We start from the raw sequence: 22113 nt of genomic DNA on the forward strand, positions 1-22113 counted from the left end.
TAGGAGTATAATACCATATAGATATAAAACAAATAAATACCAAATTATTATCAAATATAAATATAATTTATGAAGTGAGGAATAATATATGAATATTAGAGATTTAAAATACTTTATTCATTTAGCAGAAAGTTTGAGCTTTACTAAGACTGCCGAAGCATTCTATGTATCGCAACCATCTATCTCTATAGCGTTAAAGAGATTGGAGGAGAATTTCGAAACAACATTAATCCAACGTAACCGCGCCGTTCAAAATGTTCAATTAACAGAATCAGGTGAAATCTTATATCGATCTGCTCATGAGATATTACAAATACTTGACCGTACTAAGCAAGAAATTATCAATTCTCAAGCAGAGACAGTATCGTTTGGCTTCTTACCGACGATCGGTGGTTATTACTTACCAAAGATTCTTCCAGACTTAGCAGAGTATAGTATGTTACTGAATTTTATTGAGGAAGAAAGTTCTGAAGTGATGTTTGAAATGATTCGAAACAATCAAGTTTCATCAGCCATTATTTCAAGTGAAAAACCTATTTTTGAGGAAAAATGGTTAACTCAAGTTCCTATGGAAGAACATGAGTTTGCGATTTATGTAAATAAAAATCATAAAATAGCAGACCGTGAGAATCTTTCAGTAGAAGAACTTGAAGAGTTAGACTTCATTACGTTAGGTAATGGGTATACACATAATACAATTATGAATCATTGGGTAAGTGATAATAGTCTGAAGTTAAAGAAAGTTCGTTATTCGAATGAAATTCAAACAATTAATTCAATGATTGATTCAGGAATTTATGCTGGTTTCATGACAGATATTATTATCAGAAATCAAGACCACTTAATTAGGGTTCCTATTGAAGATGCACCAAAAGTGTATACAAGCTTAATTATCAATAACGAAACACCGGTAACAGCGATTCAGAAGAAATTTAATGATGAAGTGTTAGCGATAGTAAATAAACTATATACAGACAACTAAAGTTTATTTTCAGCAATTTAATATAGTAAGGAGATTCTATTTGAAAAACTATCAATATCCAATCGACCTAGATTGGTCAAATGAAGACATCGTTCATGTCATCACTTTTCTTAATGCAGTTGAATCAACGTATGAACAAGGTATTCTCTTTGAAAAATTCCAACAAGCTTATAACCAATTCAAAGAAGTGGTTCCAAGTAAGAGTCAAGAAAAGCAAATAGGGAAAAAATTTGAAGACATAAGTGGATATTCAATATACAGGGCGGTTCAATTGATGCGAACTAAATTAAAAGAAGAGAATTTAAATAAAAAAACACAAATTATGCATTTAACTATGGAACAAAGGAGAAAATAAGTGGACTATCAATTACATCATCGTATTTTAGTTTGGATGGAGCAAGCGGCTGAAACATTAAAATATTCTTTAGAGCGCGAGTTACAAGTTGAAGAGAAGAAAAGCCCGAGTGATTTAGTCACTGAGATGGATAAAGCAACGGAGCAATTCTTTATTAACAAAATCCGTAAATATTATCCATCGCATCAAATTATTGGTGAAGAAGGACAAGGGGATACCGTGAACGATGTAAAAGGCACTGTTTGGGTGATTGATCCCATCGATGGCACTTTAAATTTTGTTAAAGCCAAAAATCACTTTGGAATTATGATTGGTATTTTTGAAGATGGTTTACCAGTTGCTGGTTATATTTATGATGTAATGAATAGTGATTTATACTATGGTATTGTGGGTGAAGACGTTTACTTAAATAATCATCCGCTCGAATCACTAAAAATTTCTCAATTAAATGAATCTTTAGTGCTCGGAAATGTAGAATCTTTCTCCAACAACGTGTATAATATGAAAGCCTTACTAAATGTTTCACTCGGCGCAAGATCATATGGATCAGCTGCGATAGAAATCATTGGCTTAATTAGAGGCGAGGCGGCACTCTATTTCTCAGCTGGTTTACAACCCTGGGATTTTTCTGCTGGTTATGCTATATGCGAGTCAATGGGATATAAAGTAACGACAATAGATGGAAGTCGGCCGGATATATTAACTCGGTCACCAATATTATTTGCACATCCGAATGTGCATCAAGAGGCATTAGAATTGCTAAGTCATAAATAGATAAGGATTGAATAAAATAATGGAATTACGTAATGATATAAGAAACATCGCAATAATCGCTCACGTTGACCATGGTAAAACATCGTTGGTTAATGAACTTTTAATACAATCGGACACTTTAGATGGACATACACAACTTGACGATCGTGCGATGGACAACAATGATATTGAAAGAGAACGTGGAATCACAATCTTAGCTAAAAATACGGCTGTAGATTATAAAGGGACTCGCATAAATATCATGGATACACCAGGACATGCGGACTTCGGTGGTGAAGTAGAGCGTATTATGAAGATGGTCGACGGTGTAGTATTAGTTGTCGATGCCTATGAAGGAACAATGCCACAAACACGTTTTGTATTGAAACGTGCATTAGATGAAGGATTAGTTCCAGTTGTCGTTGTTAACAAAATTGATAAACCATCTGCACGACCTGAAGAAGTTGTAGATGAAGTCTTAGAATTATTCATCGAACTTGGTGCCGATGACGATCAAATTGAATTCCCAGTTGTATATGCCTCAGCATTAAACGGAACTTCAAGTACTTCAAGTGATCCAGAAGATCAAGAAGATAATATGGATGCCATCTTTGATGCAGTATTGGAACACGTTCCTGCACCTGAAGATAATCGTGACGAGCCTCTACAATTCCAAGTATCTATGTTAGATTATAGTGATTACGTTGGACGTATCGGTATTGGTCGCGTGTTCCAAGGAACAATCAAAGTTGGAGATAGCGTGACATTAATGAAGACAGATGGAAGCACTAAAAACTTCCGTGTATCGAAAATGTTCGGTTTCTTCGGCTTAAACAGAGTTGAAATTAACGAAGCCATTGGTGGAGACTTAATTGCTCTATCAGGTATGGATGATATCTTTGTTGGGGAAACAGTATCAAGTAGTACTGACCCTATTGCGATGCCATTACTACACGTGGATGAGCCGACATTACAAATGAAGTTCTTAACGAACAACTCACCATTTGCAGGTAGAGAAGGTAAATACGTTACAGCTCGTAATCTTGAAGATAGATTAGCACGTGAATTACAAACTGACGTTTCTTTAAACGTAGAACCGACAGATTCACCTGATGCCTTTACTGTATCAGGACGTGGGGAATTACACTTATCAATCTTAATTGAGAACATGAGACGTGAAGGATACGAATTCCAAGTATCAAGACCAGAAGTAATCATTCGTGAGATTGATGGTGTCGCAAGTGAACCGTTTGAAAGATTACAAATTGATACTCCTGAAGAATATATGGGATCTATTATTGAAGCTTTGGGTACAAGAAAAGCTGAAATGGCTGATATGATTAACCCAGGTAACGGACAAGTTCGTCTAATCTTTTTAGTTCCAGCGCGTGGATTAATAGGATTCGCAACAGAATTTATGTCATTAACACGTGGTTACGGAATTATGAACCATACTTTTGATGAGTATAGACCAGCTGTAGGAGGATCAATCGGCCGTCGTCGTAATGGTGCTCTAGTTTCACTAGACTCTGGTCAAGCGACAACTTATAGTATTATGAACATCGAAGAACGTGGACAAATTTATATCACGCCAGGTACTGAAGTTTATGGTGGTATGATTATTGGGGAACATAACCGTGAGAATGATTTAACAGTTAATATCACTAAAGCTAAACAACAAACTAACGTACGTTCAGCGAATAAAGACCAAACTAATGTGATCAAACAACCTAAGATTTTAACATTAGAAGAATCATTACAATTCATGGACGAAGATGAGTACTGCGAAGTAACACCAGAAAGTATTCGTTTACGTAAACAAATCTTAGATAAAAGTGCTCGTGAAAAAGCATCTAAAAAAGATAAGAAATAATATTTTGCAAAACGCTCACATTAAGAGAGCGTTTTATTGTGTGATTCCATTCTTAGATGGTAATATGAATGTATTATATGAAATAAATAGGAGGAATTTAATTATGGCTTTTACTTTACCGAATTTACCATATACAAGTGATGCTTTAGAACCAGTTATCGATAAGGAAACAATGGAAATCCATCATGGCAAACACCACAGCGGATATGTAACAAAATTAAATGATGCATTAGAAGGAACAGAGTTTGCTGATAAAGCAATCGAAGATGTTGTTGCAAACTTAAACGATATTCCAGAAGAAAAACGTACAGCTGTACGTAACAACGGTGGTGGACACTTAAACCACTCATTATTCTGGGAATCTCTACAAGCACCTTCAGATAATAATGAAGTTCCTGCTGAATTAGCTAAAAAATTAGAAGATGCATTCGGATCAGTAGATGCATTTAAAGAGAAATTTGAAGCAGCAGGTGCAGGTCAGTTTGGATCTGGTTGGGCATGGCTTGTTGATAACAACGGAACATTAGAAGTTGTTGGAACTCCAAACCAAGATAACCCAATTACAGATGGTAAAAAACCACTATTAGGTGTAGATGTATGGGAACATGCTTATTACTTAAACTACCAAAACCGTCGTCCAGAATACTTATCAGCTTTCTGGAAAGTTGTTAACTGGTCGAAAGTTGTAGAACGTTTAAACGCGTAAACTAAAGTTTGAATTGATAGTGTCATTGAGAGAAATCTCAGTGGCATTATTTTTTTGCTTGTAAATTGGATTATTGTAGTTAGTGAGTCATTTGAGGATTCAATAAATAGTCATTTTTAATTAAGCGATACATGTTATAATAGCTTATATGAAAAATCATACACTTTTCAATACACTTTTTGAAGTGGTATACTGAGTGTAATTATCTATCCATAAGGAGGCGTTTGATGGCAAACAATGAGGAACATCATGATGCTTCAAAAAGTATGAGGCTTAAAAATTTATTCAAAGAATTATTCTCAAAAAAAGAAATGGCACAGAATTTTAGGTTGATTGACAAATCCATCGTATTAATTACAACTTTATTGGTGGTCATTGGGTTGATTTCAGTCTTTAGTGCGACAATGTATGATAATCCAATGAGCGCGATCACGACACAAAGTCTTTCAGTTGTTATTGGTGTCATCATCATCGGTATAATGGTTGTTGTACCTTTTGAATTATTTAAAAATATCAAGCTCATTCTAATTATGATGGTCATATTAATTTTCTTACTACTATATACTTTGGCCACTCAAGAAAGCGTCTGGGGGGCAACCAGTTGGTTTGTCGTATTTGGAGTGAGTTTTCAACCAAGTGAGTTCGTTAAAGTCATTGGAATTCTAGTGATTAGTTGGTTAATCAAGTATTATGATAGGGAAGTCATTCTGACTAATCAGAAACTTCCTTCCTGGTTTAACGTGAATAATGTAGCTATTGCAACATTAGTAGTTTCCTGTGTGCTAATTTTTCTACAACCCGATTTAGGAATGTTGATTATTCTATCAGCGACTCTGGGACTTATTTTTCTGTTGACGAAAGGGTCTTTAAAGTGGAACATCATAGCCTATAGTGTTTTATTTGTTGGTTATTTATTATTAACGATCATTGGTCGGCAATTTGGAGATTGGCTAGTGTCAAAAGATTTCCATATGTTTGAACGGATTGCATCATTCATTGATCCATTCAGATATTCATCCGATTCAGGATACCAAATCATCCAAGGCTTAATGGCATTTAGTCGGGGTGGTTGGTTTGGAATGGGATTAGGCGAAGGTGTATCGAAGCAAGGGGCTTTACCGGTCATTGAATCCGATTATATATTGGCAAATATCGCTGAAGAACTTGGCTTAATTGGTGTGTTAGTCGTGGTAGGCTTACTATTTAGCCTCATCGTAATTATTTATCAACGCGCGGCAGCAAGTACAGAGTTATACCGTAAATCAGTTCTAATAGGTGTTGCATCTTTACTACTCGTTCAAACTGTCATTAATATCGGAGGTGTCGTGAGTATTCTGCCATTAACTGGGGTCACTTTACCATTTATTAGTTATGGAGGAACAAGTATGATTGCAATGCTAAGTGCGATTGGACTGGCTTTAAGAATGATAATTGAAGAAGGTAAAGAACCAAATATCAACTTAGTTTATTCTAAGCGGAAAGGGGAGTAATATGGAATTTAATATAATTGAAAGACAAGCGCTGGTTATTTGGCTATATTCAACAAAGCAGATTAAAGAATTAAGAAAGCATGGCTATATTCATTACTATAGTCGTAGAATGAAGTATGCGATTATGTATGTGAATAAAAAAGATGCAGAAAAAGTTGAGAAAGTAGTGAATGACTATTACTTTGTCAGAGAAGTCGAGTATTCATACCGAGATGACATTGACATGACGTTTGCAAATGCGATTGAACCTTCAACAGACAATTCTTTATCGGGTCCTTTTTCTGTAGAGGATGAAGAAGAGTCATTAATCGAGTCAATTGCAGAGTCACTTAGCAACAAAAAAATGAATAATGGATAATTGGTGGTAATATATGCGAGTAATATCAGGAAATTATGGAAGTAGACGACTAAAAGCCGTCCCAGGTCAAAATACACGGCCGACAACAGATAAAATTAAAGAAAGTATGTTTAATTTAATTGGTGGGTACTTTGAAAGTGGTATTTGTTTAGATTTATATGCTGGAAGTGGTGCTTTAGCCATTGAAGCTGTTTCTAGAGGGATGGATTCTGCTGTTCTGTGTGAGAAATACAGACCAGCCATCGAGACAATCAACGAAAACTTAAAGGTGACTAAAGAGGAAGAGCGCTTCACTTTATTAAAAGGTGATAATCATAAGAGTTTACGAAACTATGCAACGAGTCAATTGGCTGAGCCATTTAAACTACTCTTTCTAGATCCGCCATATCACAAACAACAAATTGAAAAAGATATACAATGGCTTTGGGAATTAGAAGTCATTAATAAACAAACGACCATTGTCTGTGAAACAGATTCAGATGTAACCCTTCCAGATTGGATTGAAGGTCATGAGTTAATTAAAGTAAAAGATTATGGTGCAACCCGCATTCATATCTATGAAGGTGAGGAGAATAGTGTTGAGTAATAAACCAAAGATTGGTATTTTTGCTGGAACATTTGATCCCCTAACTAAAGGGCACTTAAACTTAATTGAACGAAGTAGTAAACTTTTTGATGAAGTCATTGTCGTAATCGCAATCAATACAAATAAGAAAACATTGTTTACGGTTGATGAGCGAATTAAATTAGTTGAAGACAGCGTGGAACATATCGGTAACGTAACAGTGGATACTTTAAAGGATGGGCTGATTGCTCATTATTACGAAGAAAAACAAGCGACTGCGCTTATCAGAGGCTTACGTAATACAACGGATGTAGATTACGAGTACGCCATCGCTTCTGCGAATGCTCGACAAGTAGATGGTTTAGAAACGATGATATTATATGCTGCCGATCAGTATCGCTACTTAAGTTCGACGATTATTAAAGAAATTGCCTTTTTCGATGGGGATATCAGTGATATGGTACCACCAAATGTTGAAGAAGCCATGCACGAAAAAATTACTTCTAAGTAAATATTCACATAAATTAGATCATAAAAAAATTATTTGGTCGATTTTCATTTTAAAAAATGAAAATCGGCTTTTTTTTTGTATATATATATATAGACAAATTTTTAGGAGGAATAATATGAATTTTCAAAATGTGACCTTTAAGACAATCGTGACTCATATTCAACAGAATATTTTTAAGATATTAGTACTGACGGTGTTGGTTATCGTCTTATTATCGGCTATCCTACCTAGCCAACAATCGTCAACCGATTATGTCAAACTGTTCGAAAGTAACTCAACTCATTCGGCGGAATCAACCCAAGAACCTGAAGTTAATACGGATTTAGCAGCAATATCTGGGCTAAAACAACAGACGGAAGAGCGAGCAGAAGATAATGAACAGCAAGTGGTTTATGTCGATATTAAAGGAGCAGTTGCCAAACCAGATATGTATGCTTTGCCTCTAGGAAGTAGAGTTTATGATGCGATAGAAATGGCAGGGGGACTAACTGAAGAAGCCGCCACAGAAACATTAAACCAGGCGAAACTACTTGAAGATCAGATGTTGTTATACATTTATAGCTATTCAGAATTGGAACAAGCAGAGACGATACCGGAAACAAGGTCAGTTGAACCGGCTTATATTGAAGGGTCTAATTCAATTAATGACATTGTACCTGGTCTAGTAAATATAAATTCCGCCACCGTAGATGAGTTGATGACTCTCCCGAATATTGGACCCAAAAAGGCAGCCGCAATTATTCAATTTAGAGAAGAGAATGGAAGCTTTGCTGCCATTGAAGATATTATGGCTGTTTCTGGGATAGGTGAGAAGACATTCGAGAACCTAACTGACCTTATTACGGTTTCGCCATGATAAAATATTTACAACACATACGATATGAATGGCCCTTTATTTTTCTGCTTATTTATGTCGTGTTACAGGCCTTTTATTACTTTAGTTTTTGGCTAATGCTACCTATTATCTTCATAGCCTTAAGAATAATTTGTTTGGGTAATCTGAAGACAGTCATAACCGTTACTGTCTTGTCTATTTTAGTTCTTGGATATGCATTCTTTCAAACATTTCAGTTTCAAAAACTCGAGGAATTACCCATTGCCTCGCAAGAAATGCGTGCAATTTTATATACGAATCCTTTTGATGTACAAAGTGATGAGGACTCAGTCCGTGGTGACGGGAAAGTTCAAATCGTTCATCAATCCGAGAAGATCGAATTAAGAGTAAATTTTGTTCATTGGTTAGAAGATGACGAACCTGAAAATCAAAGCATACTTGAAGAATCAACTGTTTGGTTCGTTGAAGGTAAGTTTGAAAAGCCGGATGTGGCTAGAAATTTTGATGTATTTGATTATAAAGCTTACTTAGCTACCCAAAATATCGCCTGGGAATTTGAAATTACTAACATATATCAGCTTAAATCGGACCCATCATTTGTTGGCAAATTAGATACATTCAGATATAAGATATTGGAGCCCTTTATTAAGCTAAACCATCATGAGTGGATTGCGATTCATAATAAGCTACTTTTCAATATTGACTCCGACACTTATAGGCACTACAAAGAAAACTTTACTGCTTTAGGAGTTGCACACTTCTTTGCAATCTCTGGTTTTCATATTTATTTTATTAGACGCTTGTTAAATAGTGTATTGCTCAGATTTGGCATGCCAATTGAATATGCGAAGATTTTAATTACAGTTGTGCTATGGCTTTACACGTGGTTAGTCGGTTGGCCGATTGGGGTCATTCGTGTCTTATCTACGAGTGCCTTAAATTCTTTAAAAACAAAGTATCGTTTACCCATCGCTTCTTTAGATAGCCTTGCCATCGTGGGAATTTTATTCATTTGTTTTGACCCTTTAAATGTCTTATCGCTAGGCTATACATTAAGTTTTATGATGACTTTTGTTGTGATGAGTTATAACCAAGCTACCCCAAATAAACATTCTGCCATTCAAATTATTGAAATGACTTTTGCTTGCTTGTTATTGTCCTGGCCAATTATCATGCAGACGTCATTTGAATGGAATGTAATTCAAGTAGTGATAGTTATTTTGTTTACAGTCGTTTTTACTCATCTGATTATGCCGCTCGTCTTTTTAACGACATTATGGATTGTATTTTCTTTCCCGGGTTTAGAAACAGTGAGTGCAATGTTAGATAGAGGTGTTGTCTTCATTAATGAACTGTTAAGCCAATCTGACGTATTTTATGCCTTTAATCTGATAGTCGGGAAGCAGACGCCAGTGATTTTTTATTTACTTATACTTGTCGCTGTATTTTTTATTGCGTTCATCCATGTTCGCCCATTTTTAAGTTATGGTGTATTCTTGCTGATGTATTTAATTATTTTGTTTGGGGTACCCTATTTGGATCCGACGGTTAAATTAACGATGATTGATGTGGGGCAGGGAGATGCGATGTTATTTCAATTAGGTCATCAACAGGGGAATTGGTTGATTGATACCGGCGGCAAGCGACTTTGGGAACCAGTGGAAGGATCGAATATCGACCATAGTTTTGCTGAGTGGAATTTAATCCCCGCTTTAAAAGCTCTAGGTGTGAATCAATTAGATGGTGTCATTATTACCCATCCCGATATTGATCACATTGGGAATTTACAAGCTTTGTCTCAAGCGATCAACATTCAGGAGTTATGGGTGAGTGATTATACTTTGAAGAGTAATATTTGGGAAGAGATTTCAGCTCAAGTTAAAGTTAATACCGTTGTGAGTCTAGACATGGGTCAAAGCTATAAACATCCAACTATTCCGCTGACATTGTATAACCCAGCACTCTCTGATATTAAATATTCGCAAAGTGAATCCAATGATTCGTCATTGATTACTCAAATCGATATAGAAGGTCTCGCGGTATTATCATTAGGAGATGTGACTAAGCGAATTGAAACAAAAATCTTAGCGACCTATCCAGAAATTCGAGCGGATATTTTAAAAGTAGGTCATCACGGGAGTAATACGAGTACTTCTGAAGAATTACTGACGCATACTCAACCGTTCCTCGCCTTCATTTCAGCTGGTGTTAATAATCAGTACGGTCATCCCCATGCCGAAGTGACAGATTTATTAAACCAACACAGTGTTCCTTATTTAAGTACTGAAATGGTTGGCGCTGTTCAACTCACATATCACCCATTAAAGGGGTATAAAATTCGGACAGTTATTGAGAAATAAGGTGGAAAGATAATGTGAATAAAGACCGTAATATCAACTTTTTGTGAGAGGTTGAAACTGTATATAAACTTTACAATAAAAGTGACAAAAAGTGATTGCTTATTTCAAATAATTAGCTATAATTATTTTGTTTTAAAAAAGTATACAAGGAGGTTTATATGAAATTTCAGTCACAACAATTAATGATTCGTCCCGCACAGGTTGAGGATGCGAAGCAAATACAACAAATTTATACACCCTATATATTGAATACTGTGTTTAACTTAGAGGAAACAGTAGGGACCCTTTCGTATTATGAACAATTGATTATCGAAGCTCAAAGTCATTTGCCTTTTTTAGTAGCAGAATACGAAGGAGTCATCGTTGGTTTTGTTTATGTGAGTGAAATTTCATTTATGCTGAATCTAGTTAATACGTGCGCTTTGAGTATTTATGTAGCTGAAGATACACCTGTTCGAGGTGTCGGCCAATCACTATTCACAGCTTTAGAAAGAACATTAACTGCTTTAGGTATGACACAAATAATTGCGAACATTGTAGCAACGAACGAAAGAAGTATTCGCTTCCATGAAAAGAATGGCTTTCAATTGCTCAGTACATTCCCTCAGGCAGGCTACAAATTCGGCCAATGGCATGATGTTAAATGGTTTGGTAAAAAACTTGTCGCAGAGCCGGAGCAATCTGAAGTATTGCCAACAGAGAGTTTATCTTTCTCTATTTATTAAAATTACCTGGATTGTTTATACTATCTGCTTTTAAACTTATTAAAGTTATTGTAGAATGGGATTATATGACATAAATATCGTTGATATTGCGTTTATAAAATAATTATACAATTAACAGGAGGAAGTAAGTCGATGCAGAAGGTCTTTTTGAAGGTACTTTTAGGTACAGTATTGCTTGGTAATATGCCAATTCTTTCTTGGGTACAGGCTGAAGAGATACCCGAAGATATACCACAAATCCAGATTACAGAAGAAGCGGTGGCAACGGAGAATAATATTGTCAAATCTGATAATGTCCGTGCAGCTTGGACTGATTATGGAAACTACGCTCAACCGAATGAAGAAGGATATGCCTACTATATGCATGCAGATCCAGATATTTCTTCAGAAATCCTCCCATTAGATGGAAATTCTTCTGAAGATGTCTTATTATTTACTTTTGATGATGCGCCACAAGAACCAGATAGCTATGCGCTCGAGATGGCTCAAGTTATGAAAGAAAAAGATGTTAATGCTATTTTCCTAGTTAACGGTATGTATCTAGAGTCGGAGTGGGGCAGAGAGATTACCAAACAAGTGCATGATATGGGCTTTGAAATTGGAAACCATACACATACTCACCCGAATTTACGTGAATTGACATATGAAGAACAATACAATGAGATTGTCGCAACGAATCAAGTAGTCGAAGAGATTACTGGCGCACCCGTACGTTGGTTTAGACCTCCTTTCGGATTGTTTAATATGGATACTATCTTAATTTGTAATGAGTTAGGCTTACAATTAATGACATGGTCATTTGGTTATGACTGGATGGATGAGTATTTATCTGGTCCTGAATTAGCAGCCGTATCATTGGATAATACATATATTCGACCTGGAGCAAACATATTAATGCATGACCGTTCGTGGACGTTGGATGCTTTACCAACAATGATTGATGGCTACCGCGAGTTGGGCTACCATATCGTTGACCCGTATTTGATCCAACACCAACAGAATAGTACAGAACCTTTATAATTGGTATTAAAAGATTTAAGTTAGACATTAATCTAGTTTAAATCTTTTTTGTTTTACTTATGATTCTGATATTATAGGTATTAGTTGAATGATAGGAGAGATTCATGACAAATAAATTTCCAAAGAGTTTTTACTTTAAATTAAGTTTTATTATACTATTAGTGTTATTTGGTTATTTTCAGAACCAAAATTTTATACAAGCGACTTTAAATGATGAATCATTAAATGTGAACGAATCTTTTAATCTCATTATGAGAGAGGTAATGAAATTACCAAACAACGTTGAAAATGACGAAGTTATTTCCGAATATATTTCAGGATACGCCCAACCAGGAAATCAAGTTCCCTATCAAATCCACGAAAAAATATTGTCGGATGATAATTATGCGATTGCAAAACAATCTGCCAATCAATTTAATGCGGCGTTAGATAATCGTGCATTGAATGATGCATTTTTAAGACAAATGAATCACTTGCGAGGAACGAAAGGTTGGGAGCAAATTCAATTTGGCGAGCATCTTGAAGAAGGTGTCTTGAGGCGAGTGGAAGAGATGGGGGAGTATCATTATTTAAGCTCTATAACGGCTGATGGAGCTGATTTTAGAGCCCAATTTCCAAGTGTTTCGGATGCAGAGTATCGCTTAGGTGAGAATTTATATGAACTCTACATCTCCGCCGGGGATGTTCATCTGACAACTTGGGAGAATGAAAAGATTTTAGCAGATTATTTATTTGATGTATATGTTGATGCCGTATCATTATCCAATTATGATATTTATCAAAGCCAATATATTTCGATCTACGCAGCACCGACAGATTATAGTGTCGATGAAGTACCATATGTGAGATTAGTTGTGTCATTAGTTTCGGATACTGAAGGGGGAATTTAATTGAAGGAAAGTTTAACGTCTAAATTATTAAAAGGTCTTGTTAAGGGCACCTTAGGCTTACTTGCCTATGATTTTGCTTATCGACTAAAACATCCGCGCAAACAAAGTTACCAAGCAGAGGTCAATTTAAATGAAGTAGACATGTCATTGCAAGCGAACTTAGCTTGGATTGAAGAAGAGCATTATGACCGAGATATGAACATTATCGCTCGACCATATATTGAGCAATATGAACATTCTGGAGAAATTCCGGTGGGTGATGTTGCTTTATCATATTTATTTTATTTAAAAGATAGCAATCGTCCAACTGTCTTTATTGTTCATGGCTTTAATGAGTATAAAGAGATGTATTTTGAAGTTGTATATTATTTATTGCAACTCAATTATAATGTGCTTATTTATGATGCGAGAGGTCATGGATCTTCAAGAGTTGAAACTCGTAATTCTTTAATTGATATTCAACATTTTGATTACTATATTGAAGATTTAAAAGAAGTGATTGAAAGTGTTAAAGAGACTTATGAATTGAACGAGCACTTTTTCTTATTCGCTCATTCAATGGGTGGGGCAGTAAGTACAGGATTAATTAAGAAATACCCAAAGCTAATTAAAGCAGCTATATTATCTTCACCAATGTTTAGTGTCAATACATATCCATATCCTAGATCTTTAGCTCATGCAGTAGCGAGTGGTGCCGGTTTACTGAACTTAGGTCATAAGCCCCTTCCCGCTCAAGGAAGTAATGAATTCATAGAAGCATCAACGGATGCATCTGAATATATTCCGAATCCATATTTAACACATAGTCAGCAAAGAGAAAAATATGCATTTAATTTGCGATTGGAGTCAGTTGCTCATCCAACTTCTGGGGGAACATATAATTGGTTGGCGACATCATTAGAGCAACTGAATTTGATAGTGGATGAATTAGCTTTGAAGAATATTGAAACCCCATTACTAGTATTTCGATCTGTCGAAGACAAAGTTGTTCGCGAGGATGGAATTTTTACAGCCGCTACCTACTTACCTCAAGTTGAACTTATAGCGGTAGACAATGCTGGACATTGTATTTTCCAAGAACATGATGAGATTACTAAACCATACTTCAGTTTAATCAGTTATTTTTTGAAGCAATATAGTTAAAATAAAAAAACAGCAACAATTTTTAATTGTCGCTTTTTTTTTAAATATTAATTTGTTTCGAAACCAACGATCATACCATTATGCTCTGCATAATAGCTACATAGTGCACTCGTTACACGTGTAGTAATTTTAGCGTTTGGATATTCTTTTAGAATTTCTTCTTTAAACGCGTTGGCAATATCTGGGTTAAGAACGTGAGATACTTCAATTTCTCCACCGTTATAACCTTTAGATTTTAATTCGTTAATTAAAGTTTTTAACGCTCTCTTTTGACCTTTTGATTTATGAGCCAATTGAATTGTACCTTCTGGCGTTCGGTTACCAATTAAGCGAATACCTAATAACCCAATCATTTGACCTAAAATCTTAGACACACGCCCATTATTAACTAAGTTATCTACAGATTCTAATAAGAATGCGATATCTAGATTATCATGGTAAGCATTCAATTCTTTTACGACGGTATCGAAATCAGCCTCCGTTTCAGCTAACTCAAATGCTTTTTTAGCCAATAAGTCCATCTCTGAACCAGCTGATCGACTGTCAAAGATATGAATGTTTGCGTTAGGATTTCTCTCTAAAGTATTGTCTTTTCCTAAAGAAGCACTATTGTAACTACCTGAAAGTTGAGAAGAGATGGTAAAGCAGATGACATTCTCTGCACCTTCAAATCGTTGTGCATAGACTTCTGGGGAAGGACATGCACTTGATGTTTTTTGTTTTGTATCTTTTAGTTCTGATAAGAAGTTCGCAATATCTAGGTCTGCACTATCTACAAAAACCTCATTACCAATATTTATCATTAATGGAACGATTTCCAAAGCGATGTTTTGGTTTGTTGTTTCTATTTCACGAATTGACGACCCTGAGTCGACAACAATTTTCCATTTTTTCACATTAATCACCTCATGTATGCATTATAATAATTATATAGTAACTATCTTGTCATTTCAATTCTAAGCGATGAAGACAAGCGTTATTGACGAAGAATCCATCTATCAATTGTAAATGAGGTAATAAATAGGTACAATAATAATAATAACGATTACATATAGTATGAAAGGGTGTGTCAAATGTTCTTAGGTAAAATTAATCAATCCAATGCACTCACACTGTTTAGTATGTTCTTTGGAGCGGTCGGTGTTGGGTTTTCAATGATTGGAGAATCTCAATATACAATTATCTCCTTAATTATCGCTTCAGTCGGTTATATCTTTAGTTACCGTTTCACAGCGATGTTTGAGCGAGAAGATGCTCAGATTTCATTTGATTTGGAATTTGATGTCTTAAGTAAAACCGTTGTTTATGCATTGTTACCAGCGTCATTATTAATTTCTTTATCTTTAGGATCGGTATTATCGGTCATCGTCGCGGCATTATATATTTTAGCTGTTATCATTCGACTTGCGCATTTTAACCAAGCGATTGAATTTCAAGGTGAACAGTTAGAAGGGAAGACACAAGGACTTCCTTTAGAAGCAAGTGCGATTATCATACCGATTATTTCACTGTTAGGTTATATAATACCAATGAATATATTTCAATATGTTCTAGCAGTTGCTTATATTATTCTTGGTGCAAGTTTTGTAGTTAAGTATCCTATTCCAAAACTTCCGGAAAAATGGTTAGTTTATGTTTTAATATTGGCTCTTGTTCTTGTTGTGGCCTTTATATTCTTAGGAACTTTGACACCCGTCTTAGTTTAGGATATTTCCGAACTTCCATTCCCTAGGGATTGAAGTTCGGTCTTTTTTTGTATTATAATCTATAAGAAATGTATAATGAAAGAGGTGTACACATTGCGTCTAAAAATACTACATACCAATGACATACACGGACAATTAGAACATTGGCCTTTAATATCGAAGTTTATAGAAGAGAACCGGTCCCTTGCATCAGTTAAAGGAGAGGCACTTCTTACCATTGATATTGGTGATGCTATGGACTCTGTACACCCTTTGGTTGAAGCAACATATGGGAAGGTCATCGTTGATTTGTTCAATGAAGCGAAGTATGATGTCGTGACACTTGGGAATAATGAAGGTTTAAACTTTTCTAAAGAACGCCTAAGCGACTTATATAGTCGAGCAAATTATTCAGTAACCATTGCGAATTTATTTGATAAAGATACTCAAGAAGTTCCTTCCTATGCTGAAAATATCGTATACAAAGAGATTGACGATATGAAAGTGGCCTTTATCGGCTTAACTGCACCTTATGAAACTTATCACTTAAATGGATATACCATTGAGAATCCTATTGATAGCTTGCAGGACACTCTTCATCTTATAGATAAAGAAGACACGGACTTAATTATTTTGCTATCACATCTAGGTTTAGAAACAGACCGCTATATTGCGAATCTATTTCCTGAAATACAATTAATCATCGGAGCACATACTCATCATGTTCTTGTTGAAGGAGAATGGGAGAATCAAAGCTTTCTTTGCGCAGCAGGAAAATACGGTAATTTTGTTGGTTCAATCGATTTGTATTTTGATCAAGCAACAGATACTTGGCAGATGTCTGCAGAAGTTCTTTCCATTCATCAATTGAGTCAAAGATATAATCTGCCAAAAGAATCGGATTATTATAAACAAGAAGGAATAAAGCTACTTGAGGAACGCCGGGTTGCTCAAATTCCTGAAACTTTTCAAGCACTTCAAACAACGGGATCCAATTCATTCATTCAAATGGCACTCAATGCGATTACAAAAGCAACTGGGGTTGAAAATGCAATATTAAGTTCCGGTTTATTTTTAAGTGATTTGCATAGAGGGCTCATTACTGAACATCTCTTACATGAAGCACTACCTCATCCGATGCATTTAGCTGTAGTGGAGATGAATGGGTTGCATTTAAAAGAAATGCTAGCTGAAATGAACCAACAAGCAGATGATTTAAGATACAAATTAATCAATGGACTTGGTTTTCGTGGTAAGATATTTGGAGAACTAATTTTTAAGGGCATTGCTTTTAATGAACTAAAACATCAGTGGGAAGTAAATGGAGAAGTGATTATTGACGACAAATACTATCAGTTTGTGACGGTGGATCATATTTGGTTCTTACCTTTTTTCCCAACGATTGGTGATTATGGAAATCCAAAATTAATTTTCCCAGATTTTTTAAGACACGTAGTTCGAAATTATTTAGAAAAAACATATCCAATAGAAGGAGGCAAGTGATTTGAGTAATAAAAATACCATGACAAATCAACTTGAATCTATTTTAGATGACATTATTCAAGGTGAAGAAGTCGAAGATAAACAAATCTATATTATCGACGATGAAACAATTCAAATTAGCAAACAAGAATACCGTTTGATAAAGAATTACCGAGAAGGGTTTGAACAAGAAGCTTTTACGAATCGGTATCAACCATTCTTTGAAAAGTTTGATTTTATTGTTGGAGACTGGGGGCATGATCAGTTACGTCTAAGAGGATTTTATCAGTTAGGAAGACGCAAAGTGCCACGCGATCAACAAATTGATTTCTTAGATGACTATATTAAAGAGTATTGTAATTTTGGGGCGGCTTACTTTGTCTTAGGTAAGGTGGAAGCCGTAGAGAAGTACCATCAATTAGAGAAGCGCGAAACTAAACAAAAGAATGTTTCAAGGAAACCGAAAAACCAAAGACCAAAAACACCTCATGTAACAACTACAACAGACAAAGAAAAAGCAGAAGATACTAACTTTAAACCCAAAAATATTCGTCGTAAAAAAGCCTTTAAAAAGAATCAAACGAAAGGTGGAATAAACAAACCAAAAAAAGTCACTGAGAAAGTCAGTGAAAAAGTGACTAATGATAAAAAATTCGTAATTAAGAAGGTGACAACTAAGGAATGACAAAGTATGAAGGTTATTTAGTCGATCTCGATGGGACGACGTATCGTGGGAAAGAGCGAATTCCAGAAGCTGAGGTATTTATCCGTCATTTACTTGATGTTGGTTTCCCTTTTAAATTAGTGACAAATAATGCAACAAAGACGGTTGAGGAAATCGTTCATAATTTAAATTCATATTATGATATTCCAATTGATTCTTCTCATGTTTATACTTCAATTATTGCTTTAGGAGATTATATTGAATTACATCATCCAGGAGCGAATGTTTATGTACTAGGAGAAGCAGCTTTAAAAGAGCAATTGCTTGATAGAAATTTTACGGTTGATCCGAGTAAACCGATTGATGTTGTTGTCCAAGGTTTAAAACGTGATGTTACTTACGACCAGTTAACTGTCGCTGTTCAAGCAATCCTTGCTGGAGCTGAATATGTGGTGACGAATACAGACCGATTAATACCAACTGAAACTGGAATGAATCCAAGTTCGGGTGCTATTACTGCCTTTATACAATTTGCGACAAGAAAAGAACCGATTATTATCGGTAAGCCCAATAAACCAATCATGGAAGGGGCACTTAAGCAACTTGGGATTGATAAAAGCAAGGTTTTAATGATTGGAGATAACTACGATACAGATATTATGGCGGGAATGAATATGGATATGGATACGCTGTTAGTTTTAACAGGTGTCACAGTGAGAGAAGACTTAGAATTGATTCAAAAGCAACCAACTTATATCATCGAATCACTTTCAGAATGGAAGCATGAATAATGGATATATTAAAACGAATAGTGAGCAGTTTTATTATCCTTTTATTTGCAATGTGCTCATCAATTACAACTGTCATCTTTATATCACCATTTTTATACCGATTATGTATTGGATGGTTTAATTTAACAGACATCTCAGGTTTAACTCAAGCGCAGTTACTTGAAAATTATGATACTATGTTAAGCTATTTAGTGAATCCAACAGTCCATGATTTAAATATGCCTTACTTTAGTATGTCAGAAGGCGGGGCACAGCATTTTGAAGAGGTAAAGGTATTATTCTTTATTAGTTTTATCATCTTAGTGATTTTATTCGTGTTAACGATTTGGGTCATTTCGTACATTAATAAACGGAATTGGCAATTAGTTATGGCACCTCATTTTACATTTAAATTAGCCTTTCCATTGATTTTATTATTTTTCATTGTTGTCGCATTTGATCAAGTGTTTATTCTTTTCCATCAATTGCTATTTAATAATGATTTATGGCTGTTTAATCCTTTGGAAGATCCGGTTATAACTGTACTCCCTCAGGAATTTTTCATGATGTTATTCATCATTGCCTTATTAGTTTATGAATTAATTATCTTAGCTATTCGAAAAATTGTATATTGGAATAAATAAAAAAAGTGATGAGTCTGCGGGCTCATCACTTTTTCTTAATTTTCATGTGAATCTTCATAAGACTCTTTAGGTGTAGTATTAACATTCACCTCATCTGTTTGAGGTTGAGAATGGGCGATTCGACTTGCAGCTGCTGCAGCAAGTGCGCCAACGATATCATCAATGAACGTATTACAATGTTCATCTTTGCTATCGTTTAACTCACCAATAATACCAGGTTTTAATTTATCAACATAACCAAAGTTGGTTAGACCAATTGAGCCATAAACATTAACGATGGATAAGACTAATACTTCGTCAATGCCATATAATCCTTCATCTCGCATCAGTAAATCATTTAAGACAGGTGAGAACTGTTGTCTCTCCGCTGCGATATCAATTTCAATACCTGTGATAACTGCATTTTGAACTTCACGTTTCTTCATCACCGCAATAATATTTTCTAAACAATAGTCTAAAGTTAAATCATCAATGTAGTCTTTTTGTAGATCATAGACAATTTCTGCTATTGACTCTAATTTAACGCCACGCTCTTTTAATAAGTAGTGAGCTTGATCCTCTAGACGACTTTGTTTTATGAATTGTTCATCTTTTTTCATAGTATCTCTCCTTAGAATAAATCTGAGCTGTGAATTGGAGGGTTAACGTTTGTTGGATCTATTTTTAATAAGGCATCATTCACTGCTTGGGGAGCTTCACCAAAGCCTGTCGCAATAATTCTTACTTTGCCTTCATAGTTGGCAATATCTCCAACAGCATAGATGCCAGTTATATTCGTTTCGTATTGAGCATTGACTTCAATTGTATTCCGATTGAGGTTGAATCCCCAATTTCTAATTTCGCCAATACTTGATGTAAAACCGTAACTGACAATAAAGTTATCCACATCCAAAGTAATTATCTCATCTGATTTAGCTTTCTTCAAATTAATCGATTGAATACGACTATCATCACCGTTGACGGATTCCGGAATAAAAGGAGTCAATAACTCGACTGTGGAATTTTCTAATTGTTTCACACTGCTTTCAACTGCTCTAAATTTGTCACGACGATGGATTAAATGCACTTTATTCGCTAGCGGTTCTAAGGCTAATGCCCAATCAACCGCAGAATCACCACCACCACAGATTGCTACTGTTCTTCCAGTGAATTGTTCGATGTTATTAACATAGTAATGTAGATTACTTTCTTCATATTTCTCAATTTCTGGTAATTTTAATTTTCTAGGAGAAAAGGCACCATTTCCGATTGCTAAGATAATGGTACGTGAATAATGAATTTGTTCACTAGTAATAATTTCAAAATATTCGATGCCATCCTCAGTCATCTTTTTATTTGCATTTAAAACTTCTTCTCCTAATTGAATCGAAATATCAAAGCGAGAAATTTGTTGAATAAGATTTCGTTCTAATTCATCGCCTCTAATAGCAGGATAACCAGGTATGTCATAAATGTTCTTCTCAGCATAAAGATGGGCAGGTTGTCCACCTAAACATTCTAGACTTTCTATAATCTTTGTTCTCGCATTTCGTAAGCCTGCGTAAAAGGCAGTATATAAACCGACAGGCCCTCCGCCAACAATTGTTATATCAAACAAGGACTCTTCAAAACTCAAAGTATCACACTTTCTATAATATTATAATAAAACTAAACGTAGAAACATGGCAACAAAACCACCAGTTAGAGTACCAACAATAACTTCACTCGGTTTATGGCCTAAATAACGGTTAATTATCATTCTTTCATAATTATCAATATCATAACTTAAAATCAAAGGGTTATCCTCGATTTCATCATAGCTTATATCATCAGATATATAATCGATCTCAGCTAAATGTTTACGGGCTAATATATCCAAGACAATACCTTGTTCACCACTTTGACGACGGACCCCCATCGAATCGAACATGATAATGACTGCAAATACAGTAGATATGGCTACGTATGGTGAATTAAAACCATATTCTAAAATCAAAGCCGTCGTTAAACTACTAACTGCAGCCGAGTGAGAACTGGGCATACCACCTGTAGAAGTGATTAAATTTAATTTTGCACTTTTTCGATTGGTTAAATAAGCTATAGGATATTTAATCAGTTGTGCAAATAATATTGAACTCAATGACGCAATTAAAGGGAAATTCATAATTAAACCAACCTTCTTATTTTTTATCTTAATTAAACTAGATGCCTAAGTATCTTTTGAAATAAAATTTTTTATAATTCTCCTTCAATAATATCAAAAATTATTTGATATAACTATTAAAACATTTGTTAAACACAACAAAGTGGATTAGTATATAAT

General features: G+C 35.1%; 24 protein-coding genes. 20 read left to right on the forward strand and 4 right to left on the reverse strand.

All coding sequences use genetic code 11. From position 1 onward, the window contains the following. Positions 1–88: 88 nt before the first annotated feature. From HW423_RS03560 to HW423_RS03630, 15 genes are all read left to right on the forward strand, one after another. Complete coding sequence (locus tag HW423_RS03560; RefSeq protein ID WP_218930573.1) at positions 89–982, forward strand: LysR family transcriptional regulator; 894 nt, start codon at positions 89–91, stop codon at positions 980–982. Positions 983–1022: 40 nt separating this feature from the next. Continuing rightward, positions 1023–1337: a UPF0223 family protein gene (locus HW423_RS03565; RefSeq protein WP_218930574.1), complete on the forward strand. Its 315-nt coding sequence runs from the start codon at positions 1023–1025 to the stop codon at positions 1335–1337. Continuing rightward, positions 1338–2111: an inositol monophosphatase family protein gene (locus HW423_RS03570; RefSeq protein ID WP_218930575.1), complete on the forward strand. Its 774-nt coding sequence runs from the start codon at positions 1338–1340 to the stop codon at positions 2109–2111. Positions 2112–2130: 19 nt separating this feature from the next. Then, positions 2131–3963: a translational GTPase TypA gene (gene typA, locus HW423_RS03575; RefSeq protein ID WP_218930576.1), complete on the forward strand. Its 1833-nt coding sequence runs from the start codon at positions 2131–2133 to the stop codon at positions 3961–3963. Between the two features lie 103 nt (positions 3964–4066). Continuing rightward, positions 4067–4669 (forward strand): superoxide dismutase, encoded by a 603-nt coding sequence (locus HW423_RS03580; protein WP_218930577.1) that lies wholly within the window; start codon positions 4067–4069, stop codon positions 4667–4669. A gap of 227 nt (positions 4670–4896) precedes the next feature. Then, positions 4897–6159, forward strand: a complete 1263-nt coding sequence (locus tag HW423_RS03585) for an FtsW/RodA/SpoVE family cell cycle protein (RefSeq protein ID WP_218930578.1) — start codon at positions 4897–4899, stop codon at positions 6157–6159. A gap of 1 nt (position 6160) precedes the next feature. Continuing rightward, a complete protein-coding gene (locus tag HW423_RS03590) occupies positions 6161–6517 on the forward strand; it encodes a YlbG family protein (protein ID WP_218930579.1) in 357 nt (118 codons plus the stop codon). 13 nt (positions 6518–6530) lie between these two features. Further along, the gene (gene rsmD, locus HW423_RS03595) at positions 6531–7103 is read left to right on the forward strand and encodes a 16S rRNA (guanine(966)-N(2))-methyltransferase RsmD (protein ID WP_218930580.1); all 573 of its coding nucleotides are present in this window, start codon (positions 6531–6533) and stop codon (positions 7101–7103) included. Then, the gene (coaD, locus tag HW423_RS03600) at positions 7096–7593 is read left to right on the forward strand and encodes a pantetheine-phosphate adenylyltransferase (protein ID WP_235956273.1); all 498 of its coding nucleotides are present in this window, start codon (positions 7096–7098) and stop codon (positions 7591–7593) included. The genes rsmD and coaD overlap by 8 nt, the downstream gene beginning before the upstream one ends. A 115-nt stretch (positions 7594–7708) precedes the next feature. After that, the gene (locus HW423_RS03605) at positions 7709–8449 is read left to right on the forward strand and encodes a helix-hairpin-helix domain-containing protein (protein ID WP_218930582.1); all 741 of its coding nucleotides are present in this window, start codon (positions 7709–7711) and stop codon (positions 8447–8449) included. Further along, positions 8446–10788, forward strand: coding sequence for a DNA internalization-related competence protein ComEC/Rec2 (locus HW423_RS03610; protein ID WP_268951460.1), 2343 nt, complete (start codon positions 8446–8448; stop codon positions 10786–10788). Before HW423_RS03605 ends, HW423_RS03610 begins: the two co-directional genes overlap by 4 nt. 158 nt (positions 10789–10946) lie before the next feature. After that, positions 10947–11513 (forward strand): GNAT family N-acetyltransferase, encoded by a 567-nt coding sequence (locus tag HW423_RS03615; RefSeq protein WP_218930584.1) that lies wholly within the window; start codon positions 10947–10949, stop codon positions 11511–11513. A gap of 132 nt (positions 11514–11645) precedes the next feature. Next, positions 11646–12533 carry a polysaccharide deacetylase family protein gene (locus tag HW423_RS03620; protein WP_235956275.1) on the forward strand — a complete coding sequence of 296 codons (888 nt, stop codon included), beginning with the start codon at positions 11646–11648 and terminating at the stop codon, positions 12531–12533. Positions 12534–12637: 104 nt separating this feature from the next. Then, positions 12638–13423: a hypothetical protein gene (locus tag HW423_RS03625; RefSeq protein WP_218930585.1), complete on the forward strand. Its 786-nt coding sequence runs from the start codon at positions 12638–12640 to the stop codon at positions 13421–13423. Continuing rightward, positions 13424–14566, forward strand: coding sequence for an alpha/beta fold hydrolase (locus tag HW423_RS03630; RefSeq protein ID WP_218930586.1), 1143 nt, complete (start codon positions 13424–13426; stop codon positions 14564–14566). Positions 14567–14613: 47 nt separating this feature from the next. Here HW423_RS03630 and HW423_RS03635 read toward each other — a convergent pair whose 3' ends face one another. Next, entirely contained in the window at positions 14614–15462 is an 849-nt protein-coding gene (locus HW423_RS03635; RefSeq protein ID WP_218930587.1) for a DegV family protein, read from the reverse strand. A 177-nt stretch (positions 15463–15639) separates the two neighbouring features. On the opposite strand from HW423_RS03635, the gene HW423_RS03640 reads away from it, so the two are divergent. From HW423_RS03640 to HW423_RS03660, 5 genes are all read left to right on the forward strand, one after another. After that, positions 15640–16272: a hypothetical protein gene (locus HW423_RS03640; RefSeq protein WP_218930588.1), complete on the forward strand. Its 633-nt coding sequence runs from the start codon at positions 15640–15642 to the stop codon at positions 16270–16272. 93 nt (positions 16273–16365) lie between these two features. Next, positions 16366–17754 carry a bifunctional metallophosphatase/5'-nucleotidase gene (locus HW423_RS03645; RefSeq protein WP_218930589.1) on the forward strand — a complete coding sequence of 463 codons (1389 nt, stop codon included), beginning with the start codon at positions 16366–16368 and terminating at the stop codon, positions 17752–17754. A gap of 1 nt (position 17755) precedes the next feature. Next, a complete protein-coding gene (locus HW423_RS03650; protein ID WP_218930590.1) occupies positions 17756–18418 on the forward strand; it encodes a YutD family protein in 663 nt (220 codons plus the stop codon). Further along, a complete protein-coding gene (locus HW423_RS03655) occupies positions 18415–19188 on the forward strand; it encodes a TIGR01457 family HAD-type hydrolase (protein ID WP_218930591.1) in 774 nt (257 codons plus the stop codon). The genes HW423_RS03650 and HW423_RS03655 overlap by 4 nt, the downstream gene beginning before the upstream one ends. Further along, complete coding sequence (locus tag HW423_RS03660) at positions 19188–19811, forward strand: TIGR01906 family membrane protein (protein WP_218930592.1); 624 nt, start codon at positions 19188–19190, stop codon at positions 19809–19811. The genes HW423_RS03655 and HW423_RS03660 overlap by 1 nt, the downstream gene beginning before the upstream one ends. 35 nt (positions 19812–19846) lie before the next feature. Here HW423_RS03660 and HW423_RS03665 read toward each other — a convergent pair whose 3' ends face one another. Genes HW423_RS03665 through HW423_RS03675 form a run of 3 tightly spaced genes read right to left on the reverse strand, consistent with a single transcriptional unit; the run spans position 19847 to position 21954 of the window. Then, positions 19847–20410 (reverse strand): phosphatidylglycerophosphatase A family protein, encoded by a 564-nt coding sequence (locus tag HW423_RS03665; protein WP_218930593.1) that lies wholly within the window; start codon positions 20408–20410, stop codon positions 19847–19849. Positions 20411–20421: 11 nt separating this feature from the next. Beyond that, positions 20422–21426: an NAD(P)/FAD-dependent oxidoreductase gene (locus HW423_RS03670; protein WP_218930594.1), complete on the reverse strand. Its 1005-nt coding sequence runs from the start codon at positions 21424–21426 to the stop codon at positions 20422–20424. A 21-nt stretch (positions 21427–21447) separates the two neighbouring features. Next, on the reverse strand, positions 21448–21954 hold the full coding sequence (locus HW423_RS03675; RefSeq protein WP_218930595.1) for a divergent PAP2 family protein: 507 nt from the start codon (positions 21952–21954) through the stop codon (positions 21448–21450). Positions 21955–22113: the final 159 nt, after the last annotated feature.

Source organism: Ruoffia halotolerans (assembly GCF_014049385.1).
Classification (GTDB): domain Bacteria; phylum Bacillota; class Bacilli; order Lactobacillales; family Aerococcaceae; genus Ruoffia; species Ruoffia halotolerans.

Excerpts from the sequence above, each read along its gene's own strand:
- HW423_RS03560 (WP_218930573.1), top strand. The coding sequence starts at position 89 with ATGAATATTAGAGATTTAAAATACTTTATTCATTTAGCAGAAAGTTTG.
- typA (WP_218930576.1), top strand. The coding sequence starts at position 2,131 with ATGGAATTACGTAATGATATAAGAAACATCGCAATAATCGCTCACGTT.
- HW423_RS03580 (WP_218930577.1), top strand. The coding sequence starts at position 4,067 with ATGGCTTTTACTTTACCGAATTTACCATATACAAGTGATGCTTTAGAA.
- HW423_RS03585 (WP_218930578.1), top strand. The coding sequence starts at position 4,897 with ATGGCAAACAATGAGGAACATCATGATGCTTCAAAAAGTATGAGGCTT.
- HW423_RS03590 (WP_218930579.1), top strand. The coding sequence starts at position 6,161 with ATGGAATTTAATATAATTGAAAGACAAGCGCTGGTTATTTGGCTATAT.
- rsmD (WP_218930580.1), top strand. The coding sequence starts at position 6,531 with ATGCGAGTAATATCAGGAAATTATGGAAGTAGACGACTAAAAGCCGTC.
- HW423_RS03605 (WP_218930582.1), top strand. The coding sequence starts at position 7,709 with ATGAATTTTCAAAATGTGACCTTTAAGACAATCGTGACTCATATTCAA.
- HW423_RS03610 (WP_268951460.1), top strand. The coding sequence starts at position 8,446 with ATGATAAAATATTTACAACACATACGATATGAATGGCCCTTTATTTTT.
- HW423_RS03615 (WP_218930584.1), top strand. The coding sequence starts at position 10,947 with ATGAAATTTCAGTCACAACAATTAATGATTCGTCCCGCACAGGTTGAG.
- HW423_RS03620 (WP_235956275.1), top strand. The coding sequence starts at position 11,646 with ATGCAGAAGGTCTTTTTGAAGGTACTTTTAGGTACAGTATTGCTTGGT.
- HW423_RS03625 (WP_218930585.1), top strand. The coding sequence starts at position 12,638 with ATGACAAATAAATTTCCAAAGAGTTTTTACTTTAAATTAAGTTTTATT.
- HW423_RS03640 (WP_218930588.1), top strand. The coding sequence starts at position 15,640 with ATGTTCTTAGGTAAAATTAATCAATCCAATGCACTCACACTGTTTAGT.
- HW423_RS03655 (WP_218930591.1), top strand. The coding sequence starts at position 18,415 with ATGACAAAGTATGAAGGTTATTTAGTCGATCTCGATGGGACGACGTAT.
- HW423_RS03660 (WP_218930592.1), top strand. The coding sequence starts at position 19,188 with ATGGATATATTAAAACGAATAGTGAGCAGTTTTATTATCCTTTTATTT.
- HW423_RS03665 (WP_218930593.1), bottom strand. The coding sequence starts at position 20,410 with ATGAAAAAAGATGAACAATTCATAAAACAAAGTCGTCTAGAGGATCAA.
- HW423_RS03675 (WP_218930595.1), bottom strand. The coding sequence starts at position 21,954 with ATGAATTTCCCTTTAATTGCGTCATTGAGTTCAATATTATTTGCACAA.